This window comes from Thermococcus henrietii, from assembly GCF_900198835.1.
In the GTDB taxonomy this organism is placed as follows: Archaea; Methanobacteriota_B; Thermococci; order Thermococcales; family Thermococcaceae; genus Thermococcus; species Thermococcus henrietii.
This window is the reverse complement of sequence record NZ_LT900021.1, coordinates 1750853-1774487: the sequence shown is the minus strand read 5'-3', so window position 1 is coordinate 1774487 and position 23635 is coordinate 1750853. Positions and strand designations below refer to the sequence as shown.

The following is a 23635-nucleotide window of genomic DNA, read 5'->3' as shown; positions in this document are numbered from 1 at the left end:
GGTGATGACAGTAACAAAGTCAGCATGGGTTAATCCCTTCTTAAGGAGGGACGAGGGTATAAGTAAAGGATAGTATAAAAGTATAAAAGGGGGAAAAGAAGGATGTGGTGTTCAAAAACACGGTGTAAATTAGACGACTACTAAGATAAAATGTTCTTAGTTAGCGATAACTAGCAGAATATAGAGAAGAGGGTATTAAGAAGTCACTAACCATATAATCCGAGAGAAAAGCATTAAAATGTGAAGCTGGATGTTAATTAAGGTGGGAACTCATGGTTGTTAGGGGGAGTACATTAGACAAGCTGATTAAAAAAGTTGATTCTCTAGCATCAAAGAAAGGAATAAAAAAAGAAAAAACCGTAATGATAAAGGAAATAAAAACGTTGGTAAATGAGTACGGATATGATCCTACCCAGATAGAAGCTTTTGTTCCAGTTCAAATGGGCTCTTCGATTAAAGAGGCTGATATAGTGGTTTACAAGTCCACCTCTAAGAAGGTTCCCCTAATAGTGATAGAGACTAAATCACCTGATAAGAAAAAGGGACTAAAGCAAGCTATTTCATATGCGGTATCTTTAGGCGCAAAATATGCAAAATGGACTAATGGGGATGACTTTGAAGTTGTGTACATCCAATACACCAAAGACACTCATGTTGAAGAACCAATATCTGATATCCCATTGGCCCACAAGTACGGGAAAAAACTGAAATATGGGAATGGTATTGGAATGCCTCTAGTTCCAATCAGAGATTCAGATGAATTTAAGAAGTTAATGAAGCATGTCCATGATATAATTAGAAATGTCGAAAAGAAAGCACTACATGAAGCTTTTAAGGTAGCTTCACGGTTAATATATGCAAAAGTTTATGATGAGAAAACTACTGGAAGAGAAGAGTATTATTCATTCCAAGCTGGGTATGCAGAGAGCATAACGGATGTTGCGGACAGAATAAGAAAGTTATACTCACGTGCTAGAAAACGGGAACCAAGTATTTTCCCGGAAGATTTGGAAGTATCAAATGATCTGACCCTTTTCAAAATAGCAAAACTACTTGGCAAATATTCCCTTAGGGATACTGATCTAGACATAAAAGGAGAAGCATACCAGCATTTTCTGGATTCTAATATGCGTGGAGATCTCGGTCAGTATTTTACGCCTAGAGAAATTACTAAGGCCATGGTAGAGATTGCGGATCCTGGAGAGGACCATAAAATACTAGATCCCGCTTGTGGTACTGGAGGTTTCTTATTGTACTCGTTATTTTATGTGAGGGAAAAGATGATCAAGAAGTATGGCCTAAATTCAATAGCACTTAGAGAGAGGCTATTTGAAGTCGCCCATTATCAAATTTACGGAATTGAAGTTTCACCAGAAGTAGCCCAAGCTGCTATTTCTTCAATGATTCTCAGTGATGATTCACATAGTAATATAAAAATAGCAAATGCTTTAGCCCCCTGGAAGGAACTAAAGTCTTATGGATTAGAGAAGGAAATGTTTGATATTATACTAACAAATCCCCCACTGGGTCTGTATGAAGAGGACAGGAAAATCTTGGACCAATTCGAAACAGGAAAGGGACTACCTAGACAATTATCCCAAGTCTTGTTTGTTGAGAGAGGGCTAGAGTTTCTTAAGCCGGGAGGATTAATGGTAACAATAATGTCAGAGGATGCATTAGAAAACAATGAGAGATTCATTGAATTCCTAAACAATAATGCCTACGTTAGAGGAATTATAAGCCTACCTAGGGACGCCTTCAAGCCTTATGGAGCCAATTCAAAAACTAATATTTTGATAATACAGAAACCTAGTCCAGAGATACCAGAAACGAAAAAGGTATTCATGGCTGAGGCTGAATTTGTTGGATTTGACACATCTGGAAAAAGAATCTCAAAGAACGACCTTCCTATAATTGTCCAAGAGTGGAGAAAATTCGTGAAAGACATTGGATTTTGGGGGGATTCAAAATGAAAGAGGATGCTCTAGAATTCCAATTGCTCTCTGATTCCCCATTAATTTTTTTGATTGAGTGGGATACGCTACGTGAATTGGGTAGGATTGATGTAAAACATGCGGAGTTAGTTATCAGAAAAAAACAATTAGATGACCTCAAAAAGGATTGGGAAGAATTAGGCTTTGAAATACTACCTCTAGGACATGTCATTAGGAATGTGAATAATGTCGTTAAGACTAGCACGATTCAGGGGAAAGAGGGGATACCTTTACTCTCAATAACATTTGAAGGAAAAGCTATTAGGAGAAGTGAAAAGCTCCACAAAAAATCACGGATGAGTCCAATAACAACAAAATATCCAACTCTGCTCAAAGTTTCAGCATGGGATGTTGTGTTATCCAGAATAGACATCGTTAACGGTGCAGTAGCTATTATACCCGAAGATCTCAATGATCATTATGTGACCAAAGAGTTCATGGTGCTAAGGCCAAAAAAGAAAATAATAGAAGACAAACAATTAATTGAACTTATTGAGAATGAGTATCCCGATGTTAATTTACAAATTGATTCTAAGATGGTTACCTCATGGTATCTATGGATATATCTACGGAGTAACTTTGTCAGATCATACGTAAAAGGGCTAATGAAGGGAGTAACAGGTAGGCACAGAGTAAAATGGGAGCAACTTAAACATTTACCTGTGCCAGTTCCCGAGAGTGCCAGTTTGAGACAAGAAATTGCGAAAGAGGTATGTGGGGTTATTATAAAAGATTACACGATACAAAAACTAATTAAAGAAAAGGAAAACGACATAGCAAACATACAATCTACCCTTAAGGTGAAATAAACTAGTATTTTTTCTTTTTAAATTAAACTGTGAGTATGGAATGCTAAAACCAAAGGAATCACAGACGAAAAGGAAAATAAAGCCAAGAGTGATGGGATAATAAAAATGTGTGATTTTAAAGTTGAACCTGATATGGTGATAGTGCACTATTGGGTAACCAAAATGCCAACATCCGTGGGAACCTTTGTCTAACAGATATGAACGAAAATGCAGTATAGGGCCCCATTCTTGATTTTATGGATTCTAAGAAGAGATAAAAACAAAATAAAGATTGTCTAAGGCTTAATAGGAAATTGGGACAATTCTAATTTCGGGATTTTAAGAATTTTCAGCCAAATTCTCCAATCAAAAATCAGGTATGACAAAAGTTCCTGTCTCCTATGTTGTCTAACTAAAGAAATAAACCCTTCCCAGAAAATGTTAAGGATGTTGAAGTTCAGAGTATGAAAGGTGATGTTATGAAGGGACGGAGAATCGGGAAGTTGAAGGATGGGAAGGGGAATGTGTATCCTATTTTGAGGATGCCTAAAGAGTGGGCCGATTTGATAGGGAAAGAGGTAAGCATGGAACGGACGGTTCTTGGAGGAAAAGAGGCCATCATCCTCTACGTTGCCGAACCATCCGCTCAATCTGTACAGAGTTCTGTACAGAGCAGGAGGAGCCTTAGCCTGGGAAGGGGCGGGGCTGGAGAGGACGTGGGAAATGTGGGCCCCATAGAATCGCAAATAACATTTCGGCGCCATTCACATTCGATAGAAGGAGTTTGGCGCCGGGGCAGGGATTTGAACCCTGGCGGGCATGCGCCCACGGACTCTCCAGGCCCGCGCCTTCCCAGGCTAGGCTACCCCGGCGCATAAAGGAAATCAGGAGATGAGCTCAATCTCGATGGTGACATCCTCGGGAACGCGGATGCGCATAATCTGGCGCATGGCCCTCTCGTCGGCCTCAATGTCAACGAGCCTCTTGTGAACGCGAAGCTCCCAGCGGTCGAAGGTTGCCGAGCCCTCTCCGTCCGGGCTCTTCCTGGTGGTAATCCTTATCCTCTTGGTCGGGAGCGGGATTGGGCCGCTCATCCTAACGCCGGTCCTCTCGGCAATCTGTCTAATCTGGTCGGTGACTTCGTTGAGGGCCTTAATGTTGGTGCTCGCAAGCTTAATCCTCGCCTTCTGCATTTCCGTCCCTCCTAAAGTTTAGGAAGTAAAGGAAAGGCCGAAGAAATCACTCGGCCTTCTGGATGGAGATAACCATACCAGCAGCGACGGTCTGGCCCATGTCACGGATGGCGAACCTGCCGAGCTGCGGTATCTCCTTGACCGGTTCGATGACCATGGCCTTGGTCGGCCTGAGGATGACGATGGCGGAGTCACCGGTCTTGATGAACTGCGGGTTCTCCTCGAGGACGTTACCGGTCCTCGGGTCGAGCTTGGCGAGGAGCTGCTCGAACCTGACGGCGACCTGGGTGGTGTGGGCGTGGAGGACCGGAGTGTATCCGACGGTGATGGCGGTCGGGTGGTTGAGGACGATTATCTGGGCCTTGAAGGTGTCCTTCGGCCTGACGACGGTCGGCGGGTTGTTGGTGTGTCCGGCAACGTCACCGCGCTTTATGTCGTTCTTACCAACGCCACGGACGTTGAATCCGATGTTGTCACCCGGGTAAGCTTCCTGCATGGGCTCGTGGTGCATCTCAATGGACTTAACCTCACCCTGGATGGGCTTGTGGAAGATGGTGCTGGCCGGCTCGAAGATGACGACGTCGCCAACGCGGAGGATACCGGTCTCGACACGGCCGACCGGGACGGTACCGACACCCTTGATGGAGTAGACGTCCTGAATCGGAATGCGGAGCGGCTTGTCGGTCGGCTTCGGCGGCTCGGGTATCTGGTCGAGGGCCTCGATGAGGGTCGGGCCGTTGTACCAGGGCATCTTGTCGCTCTTCTTGACGACGTTGTCGCCCTCCCAGGCGCTAATCGGGATGACCGGGAAGTCCTTGTAGCCGAGCATCTTGAGGAGCTTCTCGACCTGGGCCTTGACCTTCTCGAAGGCCTTCTGGTCGTAGTTGACCATGTCCATCTTGTTGATGGCGACTATGATGTGGCCGATACCGAGGGTCCTGGCAAGGAAGGCGTGCTCCTTGGTCTGGGGCATGACACCGTCGGTGGCGGCGACGATGAGAACGGCGGCGTCAGCCTGGCTGGCACCGGTAATCATGTTCTTAACGAAGTCCCTGTGGCCCGGAGCGTCGATGATGGTGATGTACCTGTGCGGGGTCTCGAACTTGGTGTGGGCGACGTCGATGGTGATACCCCTCTCGCGCTCCTCCTTGAGCCTGTCCATGACCCAAGCGAACTTGAAGGACTTACCCTTCTCACCCATCTCCTCGAACTTCTTGATGATGTTCTCCGGTATGTTGGCGGTGTCAAAGAGCAGCCTACCGATGGTGGTGCTCTTTCCGTGGTCGACGTGGCCTATAAAGACGATGTTAACGTGCGGCTTCTCCTTAGCCATTTTCAAACACCTCCAGTTTTTGGTCTACTCGGGCTGAGTAGGATGGCTTTTTAAATCTTTCGAACCTCGGTCCCCTCGGGCGGGGAACCCGCCGTTTACGGGGGGACCTCATGAGTTCTGACCCTAACTTGAGGGGCGAGTTTAAAAAGTTAACTAATCGCCCTTGAACGCGTATCTGTCAAAATTGGGCCTTCTATTCTCGGAGCGAAGGGATTGGGCTGGAGAACGGACCGAAATGCGAACCAACATCAAAATTCAAGAAAGGTGAAGAAATGGGAAGCGGGACGGCTTTACTGCTGCGGGCAGACGTCCTTCTCGGTTGGCGGGTTCGGGTCGAGGCCCTTCCTCTGGCGTATCTGCCTGATGATGTTGACTGCAAGTTCGCTCGGGACGCGCTTGAAGCCCGCGTGCTCGGTGCTCCAGAGGGCCCTTCCGCTGGTCGCTCCACGAATCGCGCCGGCGAATCCGAACATCTCGGCGACTGGGGCCTCGGCGATGATAATCATGACCTCGCCCTCCTGGCGCATGTCAATGAGCTGGCCGCGCCTCTGGTTGATTTCCCTGCTGACGGCACCCATGTACTCGTAGGGAACGTTGATGATGACCTTCTGGTACGGCTCGTAGAGGACGGGGTTGGCTTTCATCATGGCGCAGTGGATGGCAGTCCTGATGGCCGGGTAAATCTGGGCCGGACCGCGGTGGACGTTGTCCTCGTGTATCTTGGCATCGTGGAGCCTGACGATGACCTTCATGACCGGCTCCTTGGCGAGCGGTCCCTCGTCCATCGCCATGTGGAATCCGTCAACCAGGAGGTCCATGACCTCGTTGAGGTACTGGATACCCTTGGTGTTGTCGAAGAACATGTTGCCGTTGTAGACGTCGACGATGCCCTTGGCCATCTCGTAGTCCATGCCGAGCTCCGCCAACTTCTTGGCGACCTCCTTCGGGTTCTTGGGCCTGCCCTCGGGGATTATGCCCTCCCTTATTGCCTCGTAAATCTCGTCGGGCATCGGCTCGACGGTGATGTAGAACCTGTTGTGCTTGTTCGGGGACTTTCCTTCGACGATTGGGCTCTGCTTGGTGACGCTCTCGCGGTAGACGACTATCGGCGGGGAAACGTCGACGTCAATCTTCCAGTCTTCCTTGAGCTTGACGAGCTTGACCTCGAGGTGGAGCTCACCCATACCACTGAGGAGGTGCTGGCCGGTCTCCTCGTCAATCTTGACGTGAAGGGTCGGGTCCTCCTTGGCGAGCTGGCGGAGGGCCTCGATGAGCCTCGGGAGGTCCTTGACGTTCTTAGCCTCGATGGCAACGGTAACGACCGGCTCGCTGACGTAGTGGAGGGCCTCGAACGGCTCAATCGGCTCCTCGGCGACGGTCTCACCGGCCATGGCGTCCCTCAGACCGGTAACGGCGACGATGTTTCCAGCCGGAACGGCCTCCATGTTAATCCTCTCGGGACCCATGTAGATACCAACCTGCTGAATTCTGGCCTTCCTCTTGCTGTTGATGAGGTAAACTTCCTTACCGCTCTTGACGGTACCGCTCCAGACACGGCCGGTAGCAACCTCACCGGCGTGCTTGTCGATGATTATCTTGGTGACGACCATGACCATCTTGCCCTTCGGGTCACACTTGAGCATGGCCTGGCCGACCTCACTGTTTATGTCGCCCTGCCAGAGGTGCGGAATCCTGTACTTCTGGGCCTCGAGCGGGTTCGGAAGGTGCCTGACGACCATATCGAGGACGACGACGTGGAGCGGGGCCTTCTGCCTGAGGGTCTTGAGGTCACCGGCGTTGGTGAGCTCGACGATGTCCTTGAAGGAAACGCCGGTCTTCTTCATGTACGGAACGCTGAGGGCCCAGTTGTAGTAAGCGCTTCCGAAGGCGACGCTTCCATCTTCAACCTTGACCATCCACTCGCTCTTGAACTCCTCGGGGGCGTAGCGCTTGATGAGCCTGTTAACGTCGGTGATTATCTTGGCGAAGCGGTTGAGTATCTCATTCGGGCCGAGCTTGAGCTCCTTGATGAGACGGTCAACCTTGTTGATGAAGAGAACCGGCTTGACGTACTCGCGAAGGGCCTGCCTGAGAACGGTCTCGGTCTGGGGCATGACACCCTCAACGGCGTCAACGACGATGATGGCACCGTCTATGGCACGCATGGCCCTGGTAACGTCACCACCGAAGTCAACGTGACCCGGGGTGTCGATGAGGTTGATGAGGTAGTCCTGGCCCTCGTAGTTGTGGACCATCGAAACGTTGGCCGCGTTGATTGTAATACCTCTCGCCTGCTCCTGCTCGTCGAAATCGAGGACGAGCTGCTTTCCGGCGAGCTCCTCGCTTATCATTCCGGCACCGGCGAGCAGGTTATCGCTCAGCGTGGTCTTACCGTGGTCAATGTGAGCGGCGATACCCATGTTCCTGATTCTCTCAGGCTGGGTCATGAGTTCCTTAATCTTCGCAATCATCTCTTCCCTTCTTCCCATAACGCACCACCTTTGGATGAGCTTGTCGGCTTAACTTAAAAGGCCCGGTTATAAAGCTTTTCCCGGTCGAGAATGAAGCCGGACTCTGGGCGGTCAAACTACTTAAGCCTTTTGGGTGGGAGCCGGTACCTCACTACGTAGCGACCGTGCTCGAAATAGTCTTCCTCGGCCTCGAGGACCTCGACCGGCTCAAGCTCAAGGCCAAAATCCATCGCCTCCCACTTGATGTCGTCGAAGTAGTCGTACAGCCCGCAGGTGGCGCAGAAGGAACCCTCAAACTCTATGATTACCTCGTCTCCCTCGAGCTTTAGAATCCTCGCGCTGGCCTCACTACCGTGGAGGCGGTTGAACTCGTCGAGAACCTTCCTGAGCTTCTCCTCGACCTCCATTCTCCCACCGGGTTTAGTTCGCTAAGCCCACTTAAAAAGTTTGCTTAACCAACCGAATAGTTTAAAAACCGAAAGTCCAACGGGTGGCCGATGGCGAGGCGTATAAGGTGGGCGAGAAAGGAATACTCTGACGAGGAGATATTCTCAATCCTCAGCGAGCCGGTTAGGGAGTGGTTCAGGCGAAAGTTCGGGAGTTTCACGCCCCCACAGCGCTACGCGGTCATTGAGATTCACAAAGGCGAGAACGTGCTCATCTCCTCGCCGACTGGCTCTGGAAAAACGCTCTCCGCTTTCCTCTCGGCCATAAACGAGTTGATTCTCCTCGGAAAGGAGGGAAAGCTTGAGGATAAAATCTACGTCCTCTACGTCTCACCGCTGAGGGCTTTGAACAACGATATAAAGCGCAACCTGGAGGGGCCCTTGGCCGAAATCAAGGAAGTGGCTAAGGAGCTCGGCTACGATTTACCCGAAATCCGCGTCGGCATAAGGACGAGCGACACGTCGAGCTACGAGAAAAGCAAGATGGTGAAGAAACCGCCCCACATTCTAATAACCACCCCGGAAAGCCTTGCGATAGCTCTAAACGCCCCCAAGTTCCGCGAGAGGCTGAAGACGGTTAAATACCTCATCATAGACGAGGTTCACGCCTTGGCTGAAAACAAACGCGGTTCCCACTTGGCTTTGAGCGTTGAGAGACTCCAGGAGATGGCCGAGGAGAGGTTCGTGAGAATCGGTCTCAGCGCGACGATACACCCGCTCGAAGAGATAGCGAAGTTCGTCTTCGGCTTCGATGACGACGGGGAGCCGAGGCCGGGCCTTATCGTTGACGTAAGCTTCGCCAAGCAGACCGAAATAAAGGTCGAGAGCGTCGTCGAGGACCTAATCTACACCCCGGCGGGAGCGCTGAGCGAGGCGCTCTACAGAAGACTGGCCGAGCTTATCAGGGAGCACAGGACGACGCTAATTTTCACCAATACGAGGAGCGGTGCCGAGAGGGTCGCCTTCAACCTCAAGAAGCGCTATCCCGAGTTCGAGGGGCTCATAGAGGCGCACCACTCAAGCCTGTCGCGTGAGGTTAGGCTGGACGTTGAGGAGAAGCTGAAGAGGGGCGAACTTCGCTGTGTTGTGTCGAGTACATCCTTGGAGCTCGGGATAGACATTGGAACGATTGATTTAGTTGTCCTAATCGGCTCGCCGAAGAGCGTGAACAGGGCCCTGCAGAGAATTGGGCGAGCGGGCCACAGGCTACACGAGGTCAGCAAAGGCGTCATCTTAGCCCTCGATAGAGATGACCTGGTCGAGGTTACCGTTTTGGCGCACAACGCGAGGAACAGACGACTCGACCGCGTCAGAATTCCAAGGAACCCGCTCGACGTCCTCGTCCAGCACCTCCTCGGAATGGCCCTGAACAGAGTATGGGAGGTTGACGAAGCTTACCGCGTTGTCAAAAGAGCTTATCCATTCAGGGATTTGCCCTTCGAGGACTTCATGAGCGTTTTGAAGTATTTGGCCGGAGAATACGCCGGACTGGAGGAGCGGAAGGTCTACGCCAAGATATGGCTGGAGGACGGGAAGTTCGGAAAGCGCGGAAAGATGACGAGGGCGATTTACTACATGAACGTCGGCACGATTCCCGATGAGGCCAAAATCAGGGTTTACACAATGGACAAAAAGCTAATCGGAACCGTTGAGGAGGAGTTCGCCGAGAGGCTGATGCCCGGCGACATCTTCGTTCTGGCGGGAAGGACCTACGAGTTCGTCAAGAGCAGAGGAAACAAGCTCTACGTCGTCCCGCGCGAGGGCGCCAAGCCGACCATTCCCGCTTGGTTCTCAGAGATGTTGCCTTTAAGCTTCGATTTGGCGGTGGATATTCAGCGGTTTAGGAGGGAAGTTAAGGGCCTCCTCAGCAGGAAGGACGCCGTTAAAAGGCTCATGAGGAAGTACGGGATAGACGAGAAGGCCTCGCGCGCCATAATCGCTTACTTCCGCGAGCAGGCTAGGTATTCGGTGGTTCCCGACGACGAGACCCTTCTGGTGGAATTCGTTCCGGGAAACCGGAGGAACCGCTACTTCTTCCACACACTCATAGGAAGGCGCGCCAACGACGCTTTAAGCAGGGCCTTCGCCTACCTCGTGAGCAAGAAAAAGAACTGCAACGTCGGGATAGCGATAAACGACAACGGCTTCGCTTTGCTCCTTCCGCCGGAGGTCGAGCTGAGCGAGGAGGAAGTGATGGAGCTTTTCGAGGTTGATGACCTGAGGGAAACGTTAAAGCGGGCCCTGGACAACACAGAGCTTTTGAAGAGGCGCTTCAGGCACGTCGCCAACCGCGGGCTTCTTATTTTGAGGCGCTACGTCGGGAGGAGCAAGAGGCTCGGCAGGCAGCAGGTCATGGCGGTCTCGCTACTCAAGGTGCTCAAGGAGAACTATCCCGACTTCCCGCTCCTGAAGGAGGTCTACCGCGAGATTATGGAGGACAAGATGGACGTGGAAAACGCGGAACTGTTCCTGAGCTGGGTTCGCGAGGGGAAGATAAGGGTGGTCTTCCAGAGGAACGCCGTTCCGAGTCCCTTCGCCTTCAATCTGGAAGCTATTGGCTCGAGCGACGTGGTTCTGATGGAAGATAGAAGAGAGCTGATTAAGGCCCTGCACAGAAAGATAATGGCGATGATAGGGGAGGCTTAGATTAGCTCCCTCTCCGTCCTCGTCAGCCTCTTGGCCCCGTTTTCGGTTATGACTATCGTGTCCTCTATCCTTACCCCACCGAACTTGGGAATGTAGATGCCCGGCTCGACGGTGACGACCATACCGGGCTTGAGGACGGTCTCGTCGCTCTGGTTCACGCCGGGCCACTCGTGTATCTCAAGGCCGACGCCGTGGCCGGTGGAGTGGATGAAGTAGTCGCCGTAGCCGTACTCCCTGATGACGTCCCTAACGATTGTGTCGAGCTCCTTCGCGGTTATTCCCGGCCTCGCCATCTCAACGCCCTTCATCTGGGCCTCGAGAACCGCCTGATAGATGTCCTTCTGCTTCTCGTTGGGACTGCCGACCACGATGGTCCTCGTCGTGTCGGAGTTGTAGTGCCTGTAGAGGGCGCCCTCGTCTATAACGACGAACTCACCCCGCTCGATTCTCTTGTCGCTCGCGACACCGTGGGGAAGGGCCGAGCGCCAGCCACTCGCGATTATCGTATCAAAGGCCGGCTTCTCAGCGCCGTTCATCTTCATGACGTACTCCATCTTGGCGGCTATTTCCCTCTCGCGCTTGCCCTCGCTTATCTCCTCTATGGCAACGAGCATCGCCTGGTCCGCTATCTCGCACGCAGCCTGGATGACCTCAAGTTCTTCCTTCGTTTTAACCATTCTCAGCTCCTTTATGACGTCATCAACGGTCACGAACTCTTCAGCTCCGAGCTTCTCGCGGTAGCTCTGGACGGTTGAGTAGGCAGTTCTTCCCTCGATTCCGAGCTTCCTCAGCTTGAAGGACTTGAGCCTCTCGAAGAGCTCTGGCCCGCGCTTGAAGGCCTCAACGGGAACGCGCGAGGTTTCTTTGGCTTCCTCATACTCAAGCTGGGGAACGAGGAAGAGCGCCTCGTCAGCCGTTACGAGCAGGTAGCCGCCGAGAACGGGGGCAGAGCCCGTGAAGTAGTAGAGGTTCGGCTTATGGGTTATTATTACGCCGTCCAGTTCCTTTTCGGCTATGTATTCCCTGAGCCTTTCGATTCTCATGACCACCACCGGGTGAAGTTGGCCGGGCAGGATAAAACGGTTTCGGAAGGAATATAAACTCCGGGGCGAAACCCCGAACAGGTGTTAAGCGTGACGGTTTACCTCTTCGACTTCGACGGAACGCTCGTTGACAGCACCGGCGCGGTGGAGAAGGCGTTGAGGATAGCCATCGAGAAGACGATTCCTGCGGTGATTGAGAGCGACCTCTACGACGAGTATTACAAGGCGCTGTTCCTCTTTATCAAGGGCAAGCTCACCTACGGCCACCTCGGCGTCATACACGAGCTCGTGGCTCAGGGGACAATCCACGAGTACTACAAGCTCATGCCCAAGTACATCAAGGACTTCCCCTTCGCCCGTGAGGTTGTGAGGGAGCTCAGAAAGCGGGGACGGAAGGTAATAAGCTTCTCGGGCGAGCACACTTATCCGGGCGGAAAGGTCATCTTCATGAAGAAGACCAACTGGTACGACGAGTTCGACGAGGTCATAACTTTCAAGGGGACGAAGGACATGCTCAAGAAGTTCCAGACGCTGAGGGAGCTCTACCCGGATGAGCCCTTCGTGTGGGTTGACGACAGCCCGTCGCGCTTCACCTACGTCCTCGACGAGAACACGCTCCTCGTTCAGAAGGCCTCACCTTACAAGAGCGACGTTCCGCTCCTCTTTGACCGGGTGAACTTCGTGAAGATAAAATCCATCCGAGAGGTTCTCGAGATAGACGATGGCCTAAGCGAGTTCCTGGGCGATAAAACTTAAAAATCCAGCCCCTAAATCAAGGCCGGGTGAGGGCGATGGCGAGGGTGAAGGCTGTCGTCCTCTCCTACGCGGGTTCTCACGAGCACCAGGACAACCACAGAATGATTCTCAAGCCCATCGGAATCGACGACAGGGGAAGCGCGGCCCAGCTCATCGGCAGGAAGGTCGTCTGGAGGACCCCGACCGGTAGGAAGATGTTCGGCAGGGTCATCAAGACCCACGGCAACCGCGGTGAGGTCAAGGCCGTCTTCAAGCCCGGTCTTCCGGGGCAGGCCCTTGGAGACATCGTCGAGATTCTCTAAACCTTTAAAGCCCCTCAACCCTTTTCTTTACGGGTGGGAAAATGGAGCTGATTGAGGTCAGTGAAGGTTCCGCGAGGTTCCTCGTACCGAAGGCCGAACGAATTTACGACGCACCGGTCTTCTACAACCCCGTGATGGCGCTCAACAGGGATATAAGCGTCCTCGTCGCCCGTGCTCTTGAACCCAAGAGGGTTCTTGACGCGCTCTCGGCGACTGGAATAAGGGGAATCCGCTACGCCCTCGAAAGTCCAGCGGAGGAGGTCTGGCTCAACGACATAAGCGACGAAGCCTACAGCCTGATGAAGCGGAACGTCGCCCTCAACTTCGAGGGGGAACTCTACGAAGAGGGCGACCGCTCCTACCTCTGGGGCGAGAAGCTAATAGTCATAAACAAGGGCGACGCCAACAGGCTGATGGCGGAGAACTTCCGCTACTTCGACCTGGTTGATTTGGACCCCTTCGGCTCGCCGATGGAGTTCCTCGACACCGCTCTAAGGAGCGTGAAGAGGAAAGGCGTTCTGGCCGTTACGGCAACGGATACCGGAGTTCTCTGCGGGGCCTACGCGAGGGCCTGCGTGAAGAACTACCTCGCGAGGCCGATACGGGGAGAGCTGTGCCACGAGGCCGGTTTGAGAATCCTCATCGGAACCGTGGTTAGATACTCTGCAAAGTACGACCTTGGAGTTGAAGTTCTCCTGGCTTACTACCGCGACCACTACTTCAGGGCGTTCCTCCGGTTTAAGAGCGGGGCGAAGAAGGCCGAGAAGAGCCTCGCCCAGCTCGGCTACCTCTGGCAAGATGAGGACGGAAGGTCCACCTACGAGAAAGCTTTCCTCCCGGAGAAGCCTAAGGCCTTCGGCCCGATGTGGCTCGGCCCGCTGAAGGATTCGGAGTTCATGGAAAGGCTTTCAAAAGAGCTTGAGACCTTTAAACCGGCTCATAAGAAAACGAGGTCCTTTGTGGAGCTACTCGCGAGCGAACTCGACGTTCCGTTCCACTACGACACCCACGCCCTCGCGCGGAGGAACGGCCTGGAAGTGAGGAAGGTGAGCGAGGTAATCGAGAGGCTTGAGAAACTCGGATACAGGGCGAGCAGGACGCACTTCTCGCCAACCGCGGTAAAAACCGATGCCCCCTTCGAGGTGGTGCTCGATGTCCTCAGAGGCGATTAAGCTCGCAAGGCGCTTCTACCTCGACGAGTGGGCAGACGCGGAGCTGTACGAGAGGCTCGCCGAGTGGGAAAAGGACGAGAATATAATGGCGGAGTTCAAGCGTCTGGCCGAGCTTGAGCGCTGGCACGCCGAGTTCTGGAAGTCCTTCCTCGAGAGGAGGAACGAGAAACCGCCGAGGCCGAGGGTGAACCGCCTGACTGTATGGAGCGTTAAGCTCCTTCGGAAGTTCCTTGGGCCGGGTTCGGTGGCGTCTCTCCTTGAGATGGGCGAGAACAGCGCGATAGAGAAGTACTTCCGCTTCCTCAACGAATACGCCCGCGAGATGAGCGATGAGGAGCGCGAAACCCTGAGGAGGGTAATCCTCGACGAGATAGAGCACGAGAAGTTCTTCCGCGAGGAGGAGAAGGCCTTCCACGTGGAGAACATCAGGGACCTCGTCCTCGGAATGAACGACGGCCTCGTCGAGATACTCGGAGCGGTTACGGGCCTCTCGGCGGTTTACCCGAACAACCCCCAGCTCGTCGGGATAAGCGGTCTCATCGTCGGAGTTGCCGGCGCGCTCTCGATGGCGATAGGCACCTTCGTCTCGGTCCGCTCGCAGAGGCAGGTCAAGGAATCAATCCGCTCGAGGACCGAGGTCCTCTTCGAGGTCTCACCCGAGAAAACGGCCGAAGAACTCAGGGAAAAGCTGGTAGAGGGTGGAATGCCCAAGGACATGGCGAAGGAGATAGCGGAGAAGCTCAAGGACAACCCCGATGCCGTTAAAAAGCTCCTCCTTCCCGAGGCCGAGGAGAACGAGGTTCGCGCCGCGTTGTACACGGGCTTATCGTACCTTCTCGGCGTCGTCTTCCCGGTTACTCCCTACTTCCTGGCCTCGAACTCACTCACGGCGCTCGCCTTCTCGGTGCTCTTCGCGGGTTCGGCTCTCGCGATAGTGGCGACGCTGATTTCGCTCCTCTCGGGAATATCGGTCAAGAAGAAGGTCGCGGAGATGGTAACTACTGGCCTCGGCGCGGCGTTCCTGAGCTACCTCTTCGGAAGGGCCATGGAGGCAATCTTCCACGTCTCGGCGCTTTAAAGGTAAACCACCTCAACGCCGAGCTTTTCCGCTATTTTTCCCTGTTTCTCATCGGGCGTCGCAAGCTTTCCGTACTTGAGGGCTTGGGCGATGTAGAGGGCGTCGTAGATGGGTATGCCGTTTTCAAGAGCAACTTTCTCGCCCTCAGGAAGGTATTCAATGGGATTCTCATAAATGAGAATCTCCCTCGTCGCGTGAAGGTAGTCCAGCAACCTCTGGGCGGTTTCAAAGTTTATGTCCCTGTACAGGCGGTAGCGCTTCCAGACGGCGTTTGCCCCTTCAATTAAGGCAAGCTCCAGAGAGGTGATTTCTCGATTCTTCCTCAGGAAAGCGGAAACCTTCCTCCAGCCCTCCTCTTTGAGGAGGTACTTGACGAGGGCCGAGGTGTCAATTACTATCACGGTCATCCCTCACGAGCTTTGTCGCTTTTCCCTTGGGCAATTCGGGCACGTTCTCAAGGAACGAATCTATCTCGTCCAGCAGTTTTTCCCTGTCAATTTCCCTTACCTTGAGTTCTATGAACCGCCGTATCTCCTCGCTCCAGTTGATGTCGTACTTCTTCATCTTCTCCTTAAGCTCGTCGGGAACGCGGACGCTTATGACCGCCATACAACCACCGTTTACAGAAACTCATTACGGGGATATAAACATTCCCGTCACACCTTCACGTGCTTCCACTTGCCCTTCTTGAAAATCCACCAGTACATTCCGGCGCTCGTGAAGGTCTCGAGGCTCATCGCAATCCACGCCGCTATGACGCCGAGACCCTCGAAGGTAAAGCCCGGGAACGTGAAGCCGAGAACGTGAAAGCTCGGAATTGAAAACCCAAAGCCGAGAAGGTATGCCGGAATAATCCGAAACAGGAGCTTGCTTATCGCGGTTACGTACATCGGGCTCTTCGTATCTCCGGCTCCCCTTAGAGCTCCGCTGAGAACGAAGACCCACGCGAGGGGAACCTCGCTCACGCCAACGATTATGAGGTAGATGCTCGCGAGGTGGAGGACCTCGGCGTAGTTCGGGTCGTTCGGGTTGAGGAAGGGCATGACGAGGTAGCGCGGGAAGAGGATTAGCACCGCGCCCATGACGCCCATGAAGAGGCCTGCCATCTTCATAGCTTCATAAACCGTCCTCTCGGCCTCCTCCGGCTTTCCGGCGCCAAGGTTCTGGCCGACCAGGGCCGATGTTGCGACGTTGAAGCCGAAGGCCGGCATGTAGGCGATGCTCTCAATCCTGAGGCCTATCTGGTGTGCCGCTAAAGCCACGTCGCCGAAGCGGGTGACTATGCTCATGTAGAGGAAGTTGTAGAAGCTGAAGAGGCTCCTCTCAACGAGCGTCGGTGTGCCTATGCGGACGATTCTCTCCACGATGTCCCATTTGAAGCGCCAGCTCGGCTCAAACTTAAGGATGAGCCTGTTCGAGAACAGAAGAACAAGGAGAACAACGAGCGCCGAGCTTATGCCTATTCCAGATGCCCACGCCGCTCCAACGGCTCCGAGCCTCGGAAAGCCGAGCTTCCCGTAGATTAGAAGGTAGTCAAAGAGCGCGTTCATGACGTTCATAAGGATTCCTACCTTCATCGGAGTCTTTGTATCGCCGGCTCCCCTGAGGGCCGAGTTTATCGTAAAGACCACGAAGCGGACGGGATAGAAAAGGAAAACGACCTTGAGGTAGGCGTAGGCGAGGCTCAAAAGCTCTCCCTTTGCGCCCATAATCCTCAGCACGTCGTCGCCGAAGAACCAGCCGAAAAGCAGGACGGGAATTCCGAGGAGAAAAGCCAGGTAGAGGCTCTGTTCGAGAACGAGCTCCGCCCGTTTGAACTCCTTTGCACCCACGGCCCTAGCAACGAGGGCGAGGGTTCCGACGGAGACCGACATCATTATTGGGAACATGAACCAGCTTACCTGCCCACCGAGACCCACCGCGGCTATTGCCAGGGCGCTCACGTGGCCGACCATGAGCGTGTCCACTAAGTTGAGAAGGGTCTGGGAGATGTTGGCGATAATAGCGGGCCACGCGAGCTGCCATATCCTGCGCTGGGTCTCGTTACGGAGTATCATTAAGACGCCCCTCTAAACGAACAAAGGAGCGTTTTAGTTAATAAGGGTTGCGGTCTCGTGAACGAATGAACAGAATAGAACACGGGGAAACAAAAGAAAAGGGTTCAGTAGGAGAGGTTCCTCTTCTTCTTCCACTTGTGGCTCCAGCTGTACTTCCTCATTCTCCTGCTCCTGCCGAAGCCACAGGCGGCGCAGTAGCCCTTCTTGACGTTGAAGGCCCTCCTACCACAGCGCCTGCACCTGATGTGGGTAGGGGTCCTATTGCGCTTGCCCTTCGGCGCGGTTCCGGCTCCCATGGTATCACCCCACTAAGCTCACTCTATCTCGACCGGGGAGATGGCCAGGACATTGTCTCCCCTGATGACAATTTTACCGTACTTCTTAACCTCCTCGCCGTCCTGCATGAGCGAGGCGTCGGCGAGGACGACGTTCAGGTGGATGTCGTAACCGATGAGCCTTCCCCTGAACTCGCCACCCCTCTTGAGGAGCACGAGGACGTCCTTATCAAGGGACCTGTGAATAACATCGAGTGGTCTTTCCGCCATTTTCACGCACCTCCAAACAATCAAAGCTCATAGCCTAAACGACGGGAACGGTTTATAACTCTTTCCGTTTTTGGGCTTCGTCAGAGTTCCAAATTGGGCCCCAAAACATTTTTATGAAATTCGCCCGCTCAACTCTCAGGTGATAGAGCATGGGAGAGAAGCCCGACAAGTACGAGATTCTTCAGGATTTGATGAGGAGGCGAGGCTTCGCGTGGGGCAGCTTTGAAATCTACGGAGGTTCACGCGGATTCTACGACTACGGCCCGCTCGGCGCGACGATAAAGAGGAAGATAGAGCGGAAGATAAGGGAGGCCTTCCAGAGGGAGGGCTTTTTCGAGCTTGAAACTCCTGACATAACGCCCGAGAAGGTCTTCATAGCGAGCGGACACGTTGAGAAGTTCGTCGACCCGCTCGTCGAGTGTAAGAAGTGCGGTGCCCGCTTCAGGGCCGACCACCTCGTCGAGGAAGCCCTTGGAACCGACGTCGAGGGATTATCTGCTGAAGAACTCACAAAGCTCATCAGGGAGCACGATATTCGCTGTCCGGAGTGCGGCGGCGAGCTGTCCGATGTGTGGTACTTCAACCTCATGTTCGAGACGAAAATCGGCCCCTACGGCGACCAGAAAGGCTACCTGAGGCCCGAGACGGCCCAGGGCATATTCGTGAACTTCAAGAGGTTGAACGCCTTCGCAAGGAACAAGCTCCCCTTCGGCGTCTTCCAGATTGGGAAGGCCTATAGAAACGAGATTTCACCAAGGCAGGGGATGTTAAGGCTCAGGGAGTTCACGCAGGCAGAGGCCGAGATATTCTTCAACCCGAAGGAAACCGAACACCCGCACTTCGACGAGGTCAAGGACGAGGTTTTGAGGCTCTACCCGATAGAGCACCAGCTCAAGGGCCTTGGCGAGATTGAGCTCACCGCCGAGGAGGCTGTAAAGCGGGGCTACGTGATGAACACCTTCTTCGCCTACTACATGGTCATGGTCAAGAGAACCCTCCTCGACATCGGCATTCCCGAGGACAAGATACGCTTCCGCCAGCAGCTCCCCGAGGAGCGCGCCCACTACTCGCGCGACACCTGGGACGCGGAAATCCACAGCGAGCGCTTCGGCTGGGTGGAATGCGTTGGAATAGCGAACAGGGGAGACTACGACCTGAGCCGGCACATGCGCGAGAGCGGGGCCGACCTTACGGTGCTCATCCACTACGACGAGCCGAAAATCGTGAGAAAGCTGGAGGTTTCCCTCAACCTCAAGCGTGTTGGTCCAAAGCTGAGGAAAGACGCCAAGAGGATAAACGAGCTCATCAAGGGCTGGAACGAGGAGAAAAAGCGCGAGCTGGTTGAGCTCCTTGAGAAAGAGGGCAAAATCACGATAGAGGGCTACGAGCTGGAGAGGGACGACTTCATAATAAGGGAAGTCGAGGAAAAGATTACCGGCGAGAAAATAGTCCCACACGTCCTCGAGCCGAGTTTCGGAATAGACCGCCCCTTCTACCTGCTTCTTGAGAACAGCCTCGTCATCGAGGAGGACAGGACTTATCTAAAGCTCAAGAAGGACATGGCGCCGATTGAAGTTGCTGTCCTCCCGCTCGTCGCCAAGGAACCGCTTAAGGGCATTGCATACAACGTCTTCAGGAAGCTCCAGAAGGCGGGATTCATAGTCGTCTACGACGAGAAGGACACAATTGGAAAGCGCTACCTCCGCTACGACGAGATTGGAACGCCTTACTGCGTGACCATTGACAACCAGACGCCCGAGGACAACACGGTGACGATTCGCGACCGCGACACGAGGGAACAGGTAAGGGTGAGCATCGAGGAGCTACCGTCAAAGCTCAGGGAACTGATTTTCGGGGAGTGAGTCCCCGTTTCTTACACTCTTTCTGGTGGGAGACATGAAAATCCACCTAATCTACCGGCGGATTCCAAACAGGGTTCTCGAACGGGACGATGAGGTTGTAGCCGATTTAGGAGACGTAATCGTCGCCAAAGCCAAGTTCGAGGGAATGCTCGCCCCGCTGAGGGTGAACGGCGTGGAAGTCATTAAAAACGGCTACACCATGCTCTACTTTGCCTTCATCGGAAAGAACTACGACCTCTTAAAGGTCTATGATGGGCGGGGCAACTTCAAGGGGCTCTACGTTGATGTTCTCGCCTACACAAAGCGCAATGGGAACACCTTAGAGATGCTCGACCTCTTCCTTGACATATTCATCTTCCCGGACGGGGGAGCGTTCCTCCTCGACGAGGACGAACTTGAGATGGCCCTCAACTACGGGCTGATTGACAGAGAGACTTTCGATTTCGCTTACTCCGTCGCGAGGGAGATACTCAAAAAGGCCGAGCGCGGTGAGTTTCCACCCGAAATCGTGTGGAAGTACGGGGAGGTGTTAAGATGAGCGCGGAGTTCTTGAAGGAGACTAAAGACGGGACGCTCCTTCTCGTTTACGTCCAGCCGAAGGCAAAGAAAAACGAGATTGAGGGAATCGACGAGTGGCGTGGGAGATTGAAGGTCAGGGTGAAGGCGCCGCCCGTTGGAGGGAAGGCAAACAAGGAGCTGGTTAAGTTCCTCTCAAAGGTCCTTGGGGCTGAAGTCGAGCTGGTTCGCGGGGAGACGAGCAGGGAGAAGGACTTGCTGGTCAGGGTGAGTGCTGAGGAGGTAAAGAAGAGGCTGGGATTTAACCAGAAGTCTTAAATACTAATCATGATTAGTACTAATCATGATTGGTAAATTCATTGACAGGAAAGACGAACTGGACCTGCTGGAGAGGGAATGGGAAAACACGCCGTCCTTTGTCGTGGTGTACGGCAGAAGGAGAGTTGGGAAAACAAGGCTTCTGAGTGAGTTTGCAAAGGGGAAGAAGGTATTTTTCCATACGTTTACTGAGGGCACTAAAGAGGGGCAGATAGAGGCCCTCAGGAAGGAACTCGCGGAGTTTTTCGGGGATGAACTGTTCCTCAGCTTCTCGGACTGGTTCCCGCTCTTCAAGTACCTCGCCTCCAAGATAAACGAACGAACGGCGGTAATCCTTGATGAATTTACGTACGCGGTTAAATCCGACAGAGAAATCCTGAGTGCCCTTCAGAGGGCGTGGGACCATGAGCTCTCGCGGAGACCAGTAATGCTTGTTCTCTCCGGCTCGCTCCTCGGAATGATGCGAGATGAGGTTTTAAGCTATTCTTCGCCCCTCTACGGCAGAAGAACCGCGGGCTTCATGCTGAAACCGTTGAATTTCAGGCACTCCATTGAGTTCTTCGGTGATTGGGATTACGGACTCAGGGCCTACCTCCTCCTTGGGGGCGTTCCTGCTTACCTCGCCATAGCATCGAGGAAACGGAGCATTGAAGAGCTTGTGGAAGAGGAGTTTCTCTCCCCCCTCGGCTATTTCTATGACGAGCCTTACATAGTCCTCGCAGGAGAGTTGAGGGAGCTTAAGGTTTACTTTTCGATTCTCGCGACAATAGCGGGTGGGAAACACCGGCCGACAGAGATAGCAAACAGCCTCGGCATCGAGGGGCGGAGGATATACCCCTACCTCGAAACCCTAATCCGGCTGGGCTTCGTGAGGAGAGAGGTTCCAGTGGTAGGAAAGGAAAAGAGGGGCATCTACCGGATAAACGACCCGTTTCTGCTCACGTGGTTCTCGCTGGTTTATCCGAACAGAACCGCCATAGAGCTCGGTCTGGCCGATTTCGAAAGTGTTTTTGAGAACCTCCAGAGGGCCTACTCCGTGCGGTTTGAGGAACTCGCCAAAGAGTTTCTCGTCGAGCTGAACAAAGCCAGGAAGCTACCTTTCATGTTTACGAAAATCGGCAGATGGTGGCGGAAGGGGGAGGAGATTGACCTCGTCGCTTTAAACGAGCGGGAGAAGCGGGCGCTCTTCGTTGAGGTCAAGTGGAAGGAGCTAAGTGAGCGGGAAACGAGAGGAATTTTGAAAGATTTGAAAAGAAAGGCAGAGCTTGTAGGGCTTGATGACTGGGAATCGTTTTATGGCCTCGTGGCAAAGCGGGCCGAAGGAAAAGGGGAGATGAGAGAAGGGGGCTGGCTCGTCTGGGACTTGGAGGACTTTGAAAATACCATCCGCTGAGAATCACAGAAAAAAGAGAAAAAGCCCCTTCAATAAGCTCGAATCACTTCAAAATCCCCAAACTCCTGTTCGTTTTCCTTATGCTCTCTCACTTATCGGCGAGCTCAAATATTGCCTCAATCGTGTTTAAGAATTTGCTTGTCAGGCTGAGCGCGGAGGAGGTTAAGTATCTAATTCCCGTGTTGGTTACAAAACATTTTAGAGTTTTGAGGGTTATTCAATTATGGTGAGCAAAATGAGCAACGAAATTAAGCGTAAGGTTGCGTCCGCTTATCAGAGGGACGTTGGTAGGGGAATCGTCAGGATTGACAGGACCGCCATGCGCGAGCTCAACGTCCAGCCGGGCGACATAGTCGAGATTATCGGAACCAAGAACACGGCCGCAGTCGTCTGGCCTGCTTATCCTGAGGACGAGGGACTCAACATCATCAGAATGGACGGAACAATCAGGAAGAACGCCGGCGTCGGACTCGGCGACGAGGTTACGGTTAGGAAGGCCGACGTTAAGGAGGCTAAAAAGGTCATCGTTGCCCCGACCGAGCCGATTAGGTTTGGAAGGGACTTCGTCGAGTGGCTCCACGGCAGACTCGTCGGCAGACCCGTCGTCAGAGGAGACTACATTAAAATAACAATTCCTGACCAAGAACTCACATTTGTAGTCATAGCAACAACTCCCATTGGTATAGTTCAGATAGCTGAATTCACAGAATTTGAAGTCAGGGAGAAACCAATTCAAGAAAATGTCAAAACAACAGTCTTAGGGATAACCTATGAGGATATCGGTGGCTTAAGCGACGCGATTCAGAAGATTCGCGAGATGGTCGAGCTTCCCCTCAAGCACCCAGAGCTCTTCGAAAGGCTTGGAATCGAACCCCCGAAGGGTGTCCTGCTCTACGGTCCGCCTGGGACTGGCAAATCTTTACTTGCCAGGGCAGTTATCAATGAAAGTGGAGCCAATGCTGTTATAACGAATCCTTACGAACTTGTTTCGATTCTCAGAAAGGAATCTCCAATAGATATTGTTAAAGAGTTCTCTAAGGATGCCCGTGAGTTAGTCCTTATTGAAGACATTGACAGCATAGTCCTATTGAGCCCAGACAACAGAGACATGGTGGTTGCAACTGTTAACTTACTGTTCAACCAATTTAGGGTTATAGGAACTACCTCGAACCTTGAATTGATAAAGAATTTGAAACTTCTCACAGACGAGAAATTTGAAGAAGTGATAGAGCTTAAGCCTCCGGACAAGAGGGGTAGGAAGGAGATACTCCAAATACACACGAGGGGAATGCCACTAGAACCTGAATACGACAGAGGCACTGTTTTGGAGGTTCTCAAGGTTCTCAAAGAACTTAAGAGCATGAACACTTTCGATTCAAAGAAAGTGAAGGAACTAATTAAACTCGTCGAATCTGCGAAGAGCGTGGAGGAAGTGAAAGAAATTCTTAAATCCAAACGCGAGTTTTACCCCGAGATACGCGCCAAGCTGGTAGACAAAATGCTTGATGAGATTGCCGAAAAGACTCATGGGTTCGTCGGTGCTGACCTAGCAGCTCTTGTGAGAGAGGCAGCAATGATAGCGCTCAGAAGGCTCATCAAGGAGGGCAAGATTGACTTCGAGGCGGAGCAGATACCCAAGAGAGTTTTTCAAGAACTCCATGTTAGAAAAGAGGACTTCTACAAGGCTCTTGAAGAGATAAAACGGAGGAAGAAACTTGGGTG

The 23635-nt window shown here is 52.8% G+C and carries 21 protein-coding genes, 1 tRNA gene and 1 pseudogene; 12 read left to right on the top strand and 11 right to left on the bottom strand.

Features of this window, described 5'->3' with window-relative positions; translation table 11 throughout:
• The first annotated feature begins 272 nt into the window (after positions 1-272).
• Together CS910_RS09705 and CS910_RS09700 are read left to right on the top strand one after the other, a co-directional pair.
• Positions 273-1973, top strand: coding sequence for an N-6 DNA methylase (locus CS910_RS09705; protein ID WP_099211572.1), 1701 nt, complete (start codon positions 273-275; stop codon positions 1971-1973).
• Positions 1970-2803 (top strand): restriction endonuclease subunit S domain-containing protein, encoded by an 834-nt coding sequence (locus CS910_RS09700; protein ID WP_099211570.1) that lies wholly within the window; start codon positions 1970-1972, stop codon positions 2801-2803. Before CS910_RS09705 ends, CS910_RS09700 begins: the two co-directional genes overlap by 4 nt.
• Before the next feature lie 764 nt (positions 2804-3567).
• Here CS910_RS09700 and CS910_RS09695 read toward each other — a convergent pair.
• The 5 genes from CS910_RS09695 to CS910_RS09675 form a co-directional block, all read right to left on the bottom strand.
• A tRNA-Ser gene (locus tag CS910_RS09695) sits at positions 3568-3654 on the bottom strand.
• Between the two features lie 12 nt (positions 3655-3666).
• The gene (gene rpsJ, locus CS910_RS09690; RefSeq protein ID WP_042690543.1) at positions 3667-3975 is read right to left on the bottom strand and encodes a 30S ribosomal protein S10; all 309 of its coding nucleotides are present in this window, start codon (positions 3973-3975) and stop codon (positions 3667-3669) included.
• 46 nt (positions 3976-4021) lie between these two features.
• Positions 4022-5308 carry a translation elongation factor EF-1 subunit alpha gene (gene tuf, locus CS910_RS09685; RefSeq protein ID WP_099211568.1) on the bottom strand — a complete coding sequence of 429 codons (1287 nt, stop codon included), beginning with the start codon at positions 5306-5308 and terminating at the stop codon, positions 4022-4024.
• A gap of 290 nt (positions 5309-5598) precedes the next feature.
• Complete coding sequence (locus tag CS910_RS09680; protein ID WP_099211566.1) at positions 5599-7797, bottom strand: elongation factor EF-2; 2199 nt, start codon at positions 7795-7797, stop codon at positions 5599-5601.
• 98 nt (positions 7798-7895) lie between these two features.
• Entirely contained in the window at positions 7896-8186 is a 291-nt protein-coding gene (locus CS910_RS09675; RefSeq protein WP_099211564.1) for a hypothetical protein, read from the bottom strand.
• Between the two features lie 90 nt (positions 8187-8276).
• Between CS910_RS09675 and CS910_RS09670 the strand changes: the two genes are divergently transcribed.
• Positions 8277-10871, top strand: a complete 2595-nt coding sequence (locus CS910_RS09670; RefSeq protein WP_099211562.1) for an ATP-dependent helicase — start codon at positions 8277-8279, stop codon at positions 10869-10871.
• Here the strand turns inward: CS910_RS09670 and pepQ are convergent.
• Positions 10868-11920 (bottom strand): Xaa-Pro dipeptidase PepQ, encoded by a 1053-nt coding sequence (pepQ, locus tag CS910_RS09665; protein ID WP_173866284.1) that lies wholly within the window; start codon positions 11918-11920, stop codon positions 10868-10870. The genes CS910_RS09670 and pepQ overlap by 4 nt on opposite strands.
• A gap of 84 nt (positions 11921-12004) precedes the next feature.
• Here pepQ and CS910_RS09660 point away from each other — a divergent pair, with 84 nt between their 5' ends.
• The 4 genes from CS910_RS09660 to CS910_RS09645 are packed head-to-tail and all read left to right on the top strand — an operon-like array spanning position 12005 to position 15222.
• On the top strand, positions 12005-12670 hold the full coding sequence (locus tag CS910_RS09660; protein WP_042690110.1) for an HAD family hydrolase: 666 nt from the start codon (positions 12005-12007) through the stop codon (positions 12668-12670).
• A gap of 35 nt (positions 12671-12705) precedes the next feature.
• Positions 12706-12972 carry a 50S ribosomal protein L35ae gene (locus CS910_RS09655; RefSeq protein WP_042690112.1) on the top strand — a complete coding sequence of 89 codons (267 nt, stop codon included), beginning with the start codon at positions 12706-12708 and terminating at the stop codon, positions 12970-12972.
• Positions 12973-13013: 41 nt separating this feature from the next.
• Positions 13014-14144, top strand: a complete 1131-nt coding sequence (locus CS910_RS09650) for a tRNA (guanine(10)-N(2))-dimethyltransferase (protein WP_099211558.1) — start codon at positions 13014-13016, stop codon at positions 14142-14144.
• Positions 14125-15222 (top strand): VIT1/CCC1 transporter family protein, encoded by a 1098-nt coding sequence (locus CS910_RS09645; RefSeq protein ID WP_099211556.1) that lies wholly within the window; start codon positions 14125-14127, stop codon positions 15220-15222. Before CS910_RS09650 ends, CS910_RS09645 begins: the two co-directional genes overlap by 20 nt.
• On the opposite strand, the gene CS910_RS09640 is transcribed toward CS910_RS09645, so the two are convergent.
• From CS910_RS09640 to CS910_RS09620, 5 genes are all read right to left on the bottom strand, one after another.
• Complete coding sequence (locus tag CS910_RS09640) at positions 15219-15629, bottom strand: type II toxin-antitoxin system VapC family toxin (RefSeq protein WP_173866248.1); 411 nt, start codon at positions 15627-15629, stop codon at positions 15219-15221. The genes CS910_RS09645 and CS910_RS09640 overlap by 4 nt on opposite strands.
• On the bottom strand, positions 15610-15831 hold the full coding sequence (vapB, locus tag CS910_RS09635) for a type II toxin-antitoxin system VapB family antitoxin (RefSeq protein WP_099211554.1): 222 nt from the start codon (positions 15829-15831) through the stop codon (positions 15610-15612). The genes CS910_RS09640 and vapB overlap by 20 nt, the downstream gene beginning before the upstream one ends.
• 47 nt (positions 15832-15878) lie before the next feature.
• The gene (locus tag CS910_RS09630; protein WP_099211552.1) at positions 15879-17279 is read right to left on the bottom strand and encodes an MATE family efflux transporter; all 1401 of its coding nucleotides are present in this window, start codon (positions 17277-17279) and stop codon (positions 15879-15881) included.
• A gap of 104 nt (positions 17280-17383) precedes the next feature.
• Positions 17384-17575, bottom strand: a complete 192-nt coding sequence (locus CS910_RS09625) for a 50S ribosomal protein L37e (RefSeq protein WP_015859350.1) — start codon at positions 17573-17575, stop codon at positions 17384-17386.
• An 18-nt stretch (positions 17576-17593) separates the two neighbouring features.
• A complete protein-coding gene (locus CS910_RS09620; protein ID WP_042690133.1) occupies positions 17594-17824 on the bottom strand; it encodes an LSm family protein in 231 nt (76 codons plus the stop codon).
• A 149-nt stretch (positions 17825-17973) separates the two neighbouring features.
• On the opposite strand from CS910_RS09620, the gene glyS reads away from it, so the two are divergent.
• The 5 genes and pseudogenes from glyS to CS910_RS09595 all read left to right on the top strand — a co-directional run.
• Complete coding sequence (gene glyS / locus CS910_RS09615) at positions 17974-19686, top strand: glycine--tRNA ligase (RefSeq protein WP_099211550.1); 1713 nt, start codon at positions 17974-17976, stop codon at positions 19684-19686.
• A gap of 34 nt (positions 19687-19720) precedes the next feature.
• Positions 19721-20224: a DUF402 domain-containing protein gene (locus CS910_RS09610; protein ID WP_099211548.1), complete on the top strand. Its 504-nt coding sequence runs from the start codon at positions 19721-19723 to the stop codon at positions 20222-20224.
• Positions 20221-20520, top strand: a complete 300-nt coding sequence (locus tag CS910_RS09605; protein ID WP_099211546.1) for a DUF167 domain-containing protein — start codon at positions 20221-20223, stop codon at positions 20518-20520. Before CS910_RS09610 ends, CS910_RS09605 begins: the two co-directional genes overlap by 4 nt.
• A gap of 25 nt (positions 20521-20545) precedes the next feature.
• On the top strand, positions 20546-21913 hold the full coding sequence (locus tag CS910_RS09600; RefSeq protein ID WP_099211544.1) for an ATP-binding protein: 1368 nt from the start codon (positions 20546-20548) through the stop codon (positions 21911-21913).
• A gap of 235 nt (positions 21914-22148) precedes the next feature.
• Positions 22149-23615, top strand: a pseudogene (locus tag CS910_RS09595) (AAA family ATPase); the annotation flags it as partial.
• Positions 23616-23635: the final 20 nt, after the last annotated feature.

Coding starts and splice junctions, on each gene's coding strand:
- CS910_RS09630 (WP_099211552.1), bottom strand. CDS start 17,279: ATGATACTCCGTAACGAGACCCAGCGCAGGATATGGCAGCTCGCGTGG.
- CS910_RS09605 (WP_099211546.1), top strand. CDS start 20,221: ATGAGCGCGGAGTTCTTGAAGGAGACTAAAGACGGGACGCTCCTTCTC.
- CS910_RS09705 (WP_099211572.1), top strand. CDS start 273: ATGGTTGTTAGGGGGAGTACATTAGACAAGCTGATTAAAAAAGTTGAT.
- CS910_RS09620 (WP_042690133.1), bottom strand. CDS start 17,824: ATGGCGGAAAGACCACTCGATGTTATTCACAGGTCCCTTGATAAGGAC.
- vapB (WP_099211554.1), bottom strand. CDS start 15,831: ATGGCGGTCATAAGCGTCCGCGTTCCCGACGAGCTTAAGGAGAAGATG.
- CS910_RS09600 (WP_099211544.1), top strand. CDS start 20,546: ATGATTGGTAAATTCATTGACAGGAAAGACGAACTGGACCTGCTGGAG.
- CS910_RS09650 (WP_099211558.1), top strand. CDS start 13,014: ATGGAGCTGATTGAGGTCAGTGAAGGTTCCGCGAGGTTCCTCGTACCG.
- CS910_RS09700 (WP_099211570.1), top strand. CDS start 1,970: ATGAAAGAGGATGCTCTAGAATTCCAATTGCTCTCTGATTCCCCATTA.
- CS910_RS09655 (WP_042690112.1), top strand. CDS start 12,706: ATGGCGAGGGTGAAGGCTGTCGTCCTCTCCTACGCGGGTTCTCACGAG.
- CS910_RS09610 (WP_099211548.1), top strand. CDS start 19,721: ATGAAAATCCACCTAATCTACCGGCGGATTCCAAACAGGGTTCTCGAA.
- CS910_RS09640 (WP_173866248.1), bottom strand. CDS start 15,629: ATGACCGTGATAGTAATTGACACCTCGGCCCTCGTCAAGTACCTCCTC.
- CS910_RS09625 (WP_015859350.1), bottom strand. CDS start 17,575: ATGGGAGCCGGAACCGCGCCGAAGGGCAAGCGCAATAGGACCCCTACC.
- glyS (WP_099211550.1), top strand. CDS start 17,974: ATGGGAGAGAAGCCCGACAAGTACGAGATTCTTCAGGATTTGATGAGG.
- tuf (WP_099211568.1), bottom strand. CDS start 5,308: ATGGCTAAGGAGAAGCCGCACGTTAACATCGTCTTTATAGGCCACGTC.
- rpsJ (WP_042690543.1), bottom strand. CDS start 3,975: ATGCAGAAGGCGAGGATTAAGCTTGCGAGCACCAACATTAAGGCCCTC.
- CS910_RS09675 (WP_099211564.1), bottom strand. CDS start 8,186: ATGGAGGTCGAGGAGAAGCTCAGGAAGGTTCTCGACGAGTTCAACCGC.
- CS910_RS09670 (WP_099211562.1), top strand. CDS start 8,277: ATGGCGAGGCGTATAAGGTGGGCGAGAAAGGAATACTCTGACGAGGAG.
- CS910_RS09680 (WP_099211566.1), bottom strand. CDS start 7,797: ATGGGAAGAAGGGAAGAGATGATTGCGAAGATTAAGGAACTCATGACC.
- CS910_RS09645 (WP_099211556.1), top strand. CDS start 14,125: ATGTCCTCAGAGGCGATTAAGCTCGCAAGGCGCTTCTACCTCGACGAG.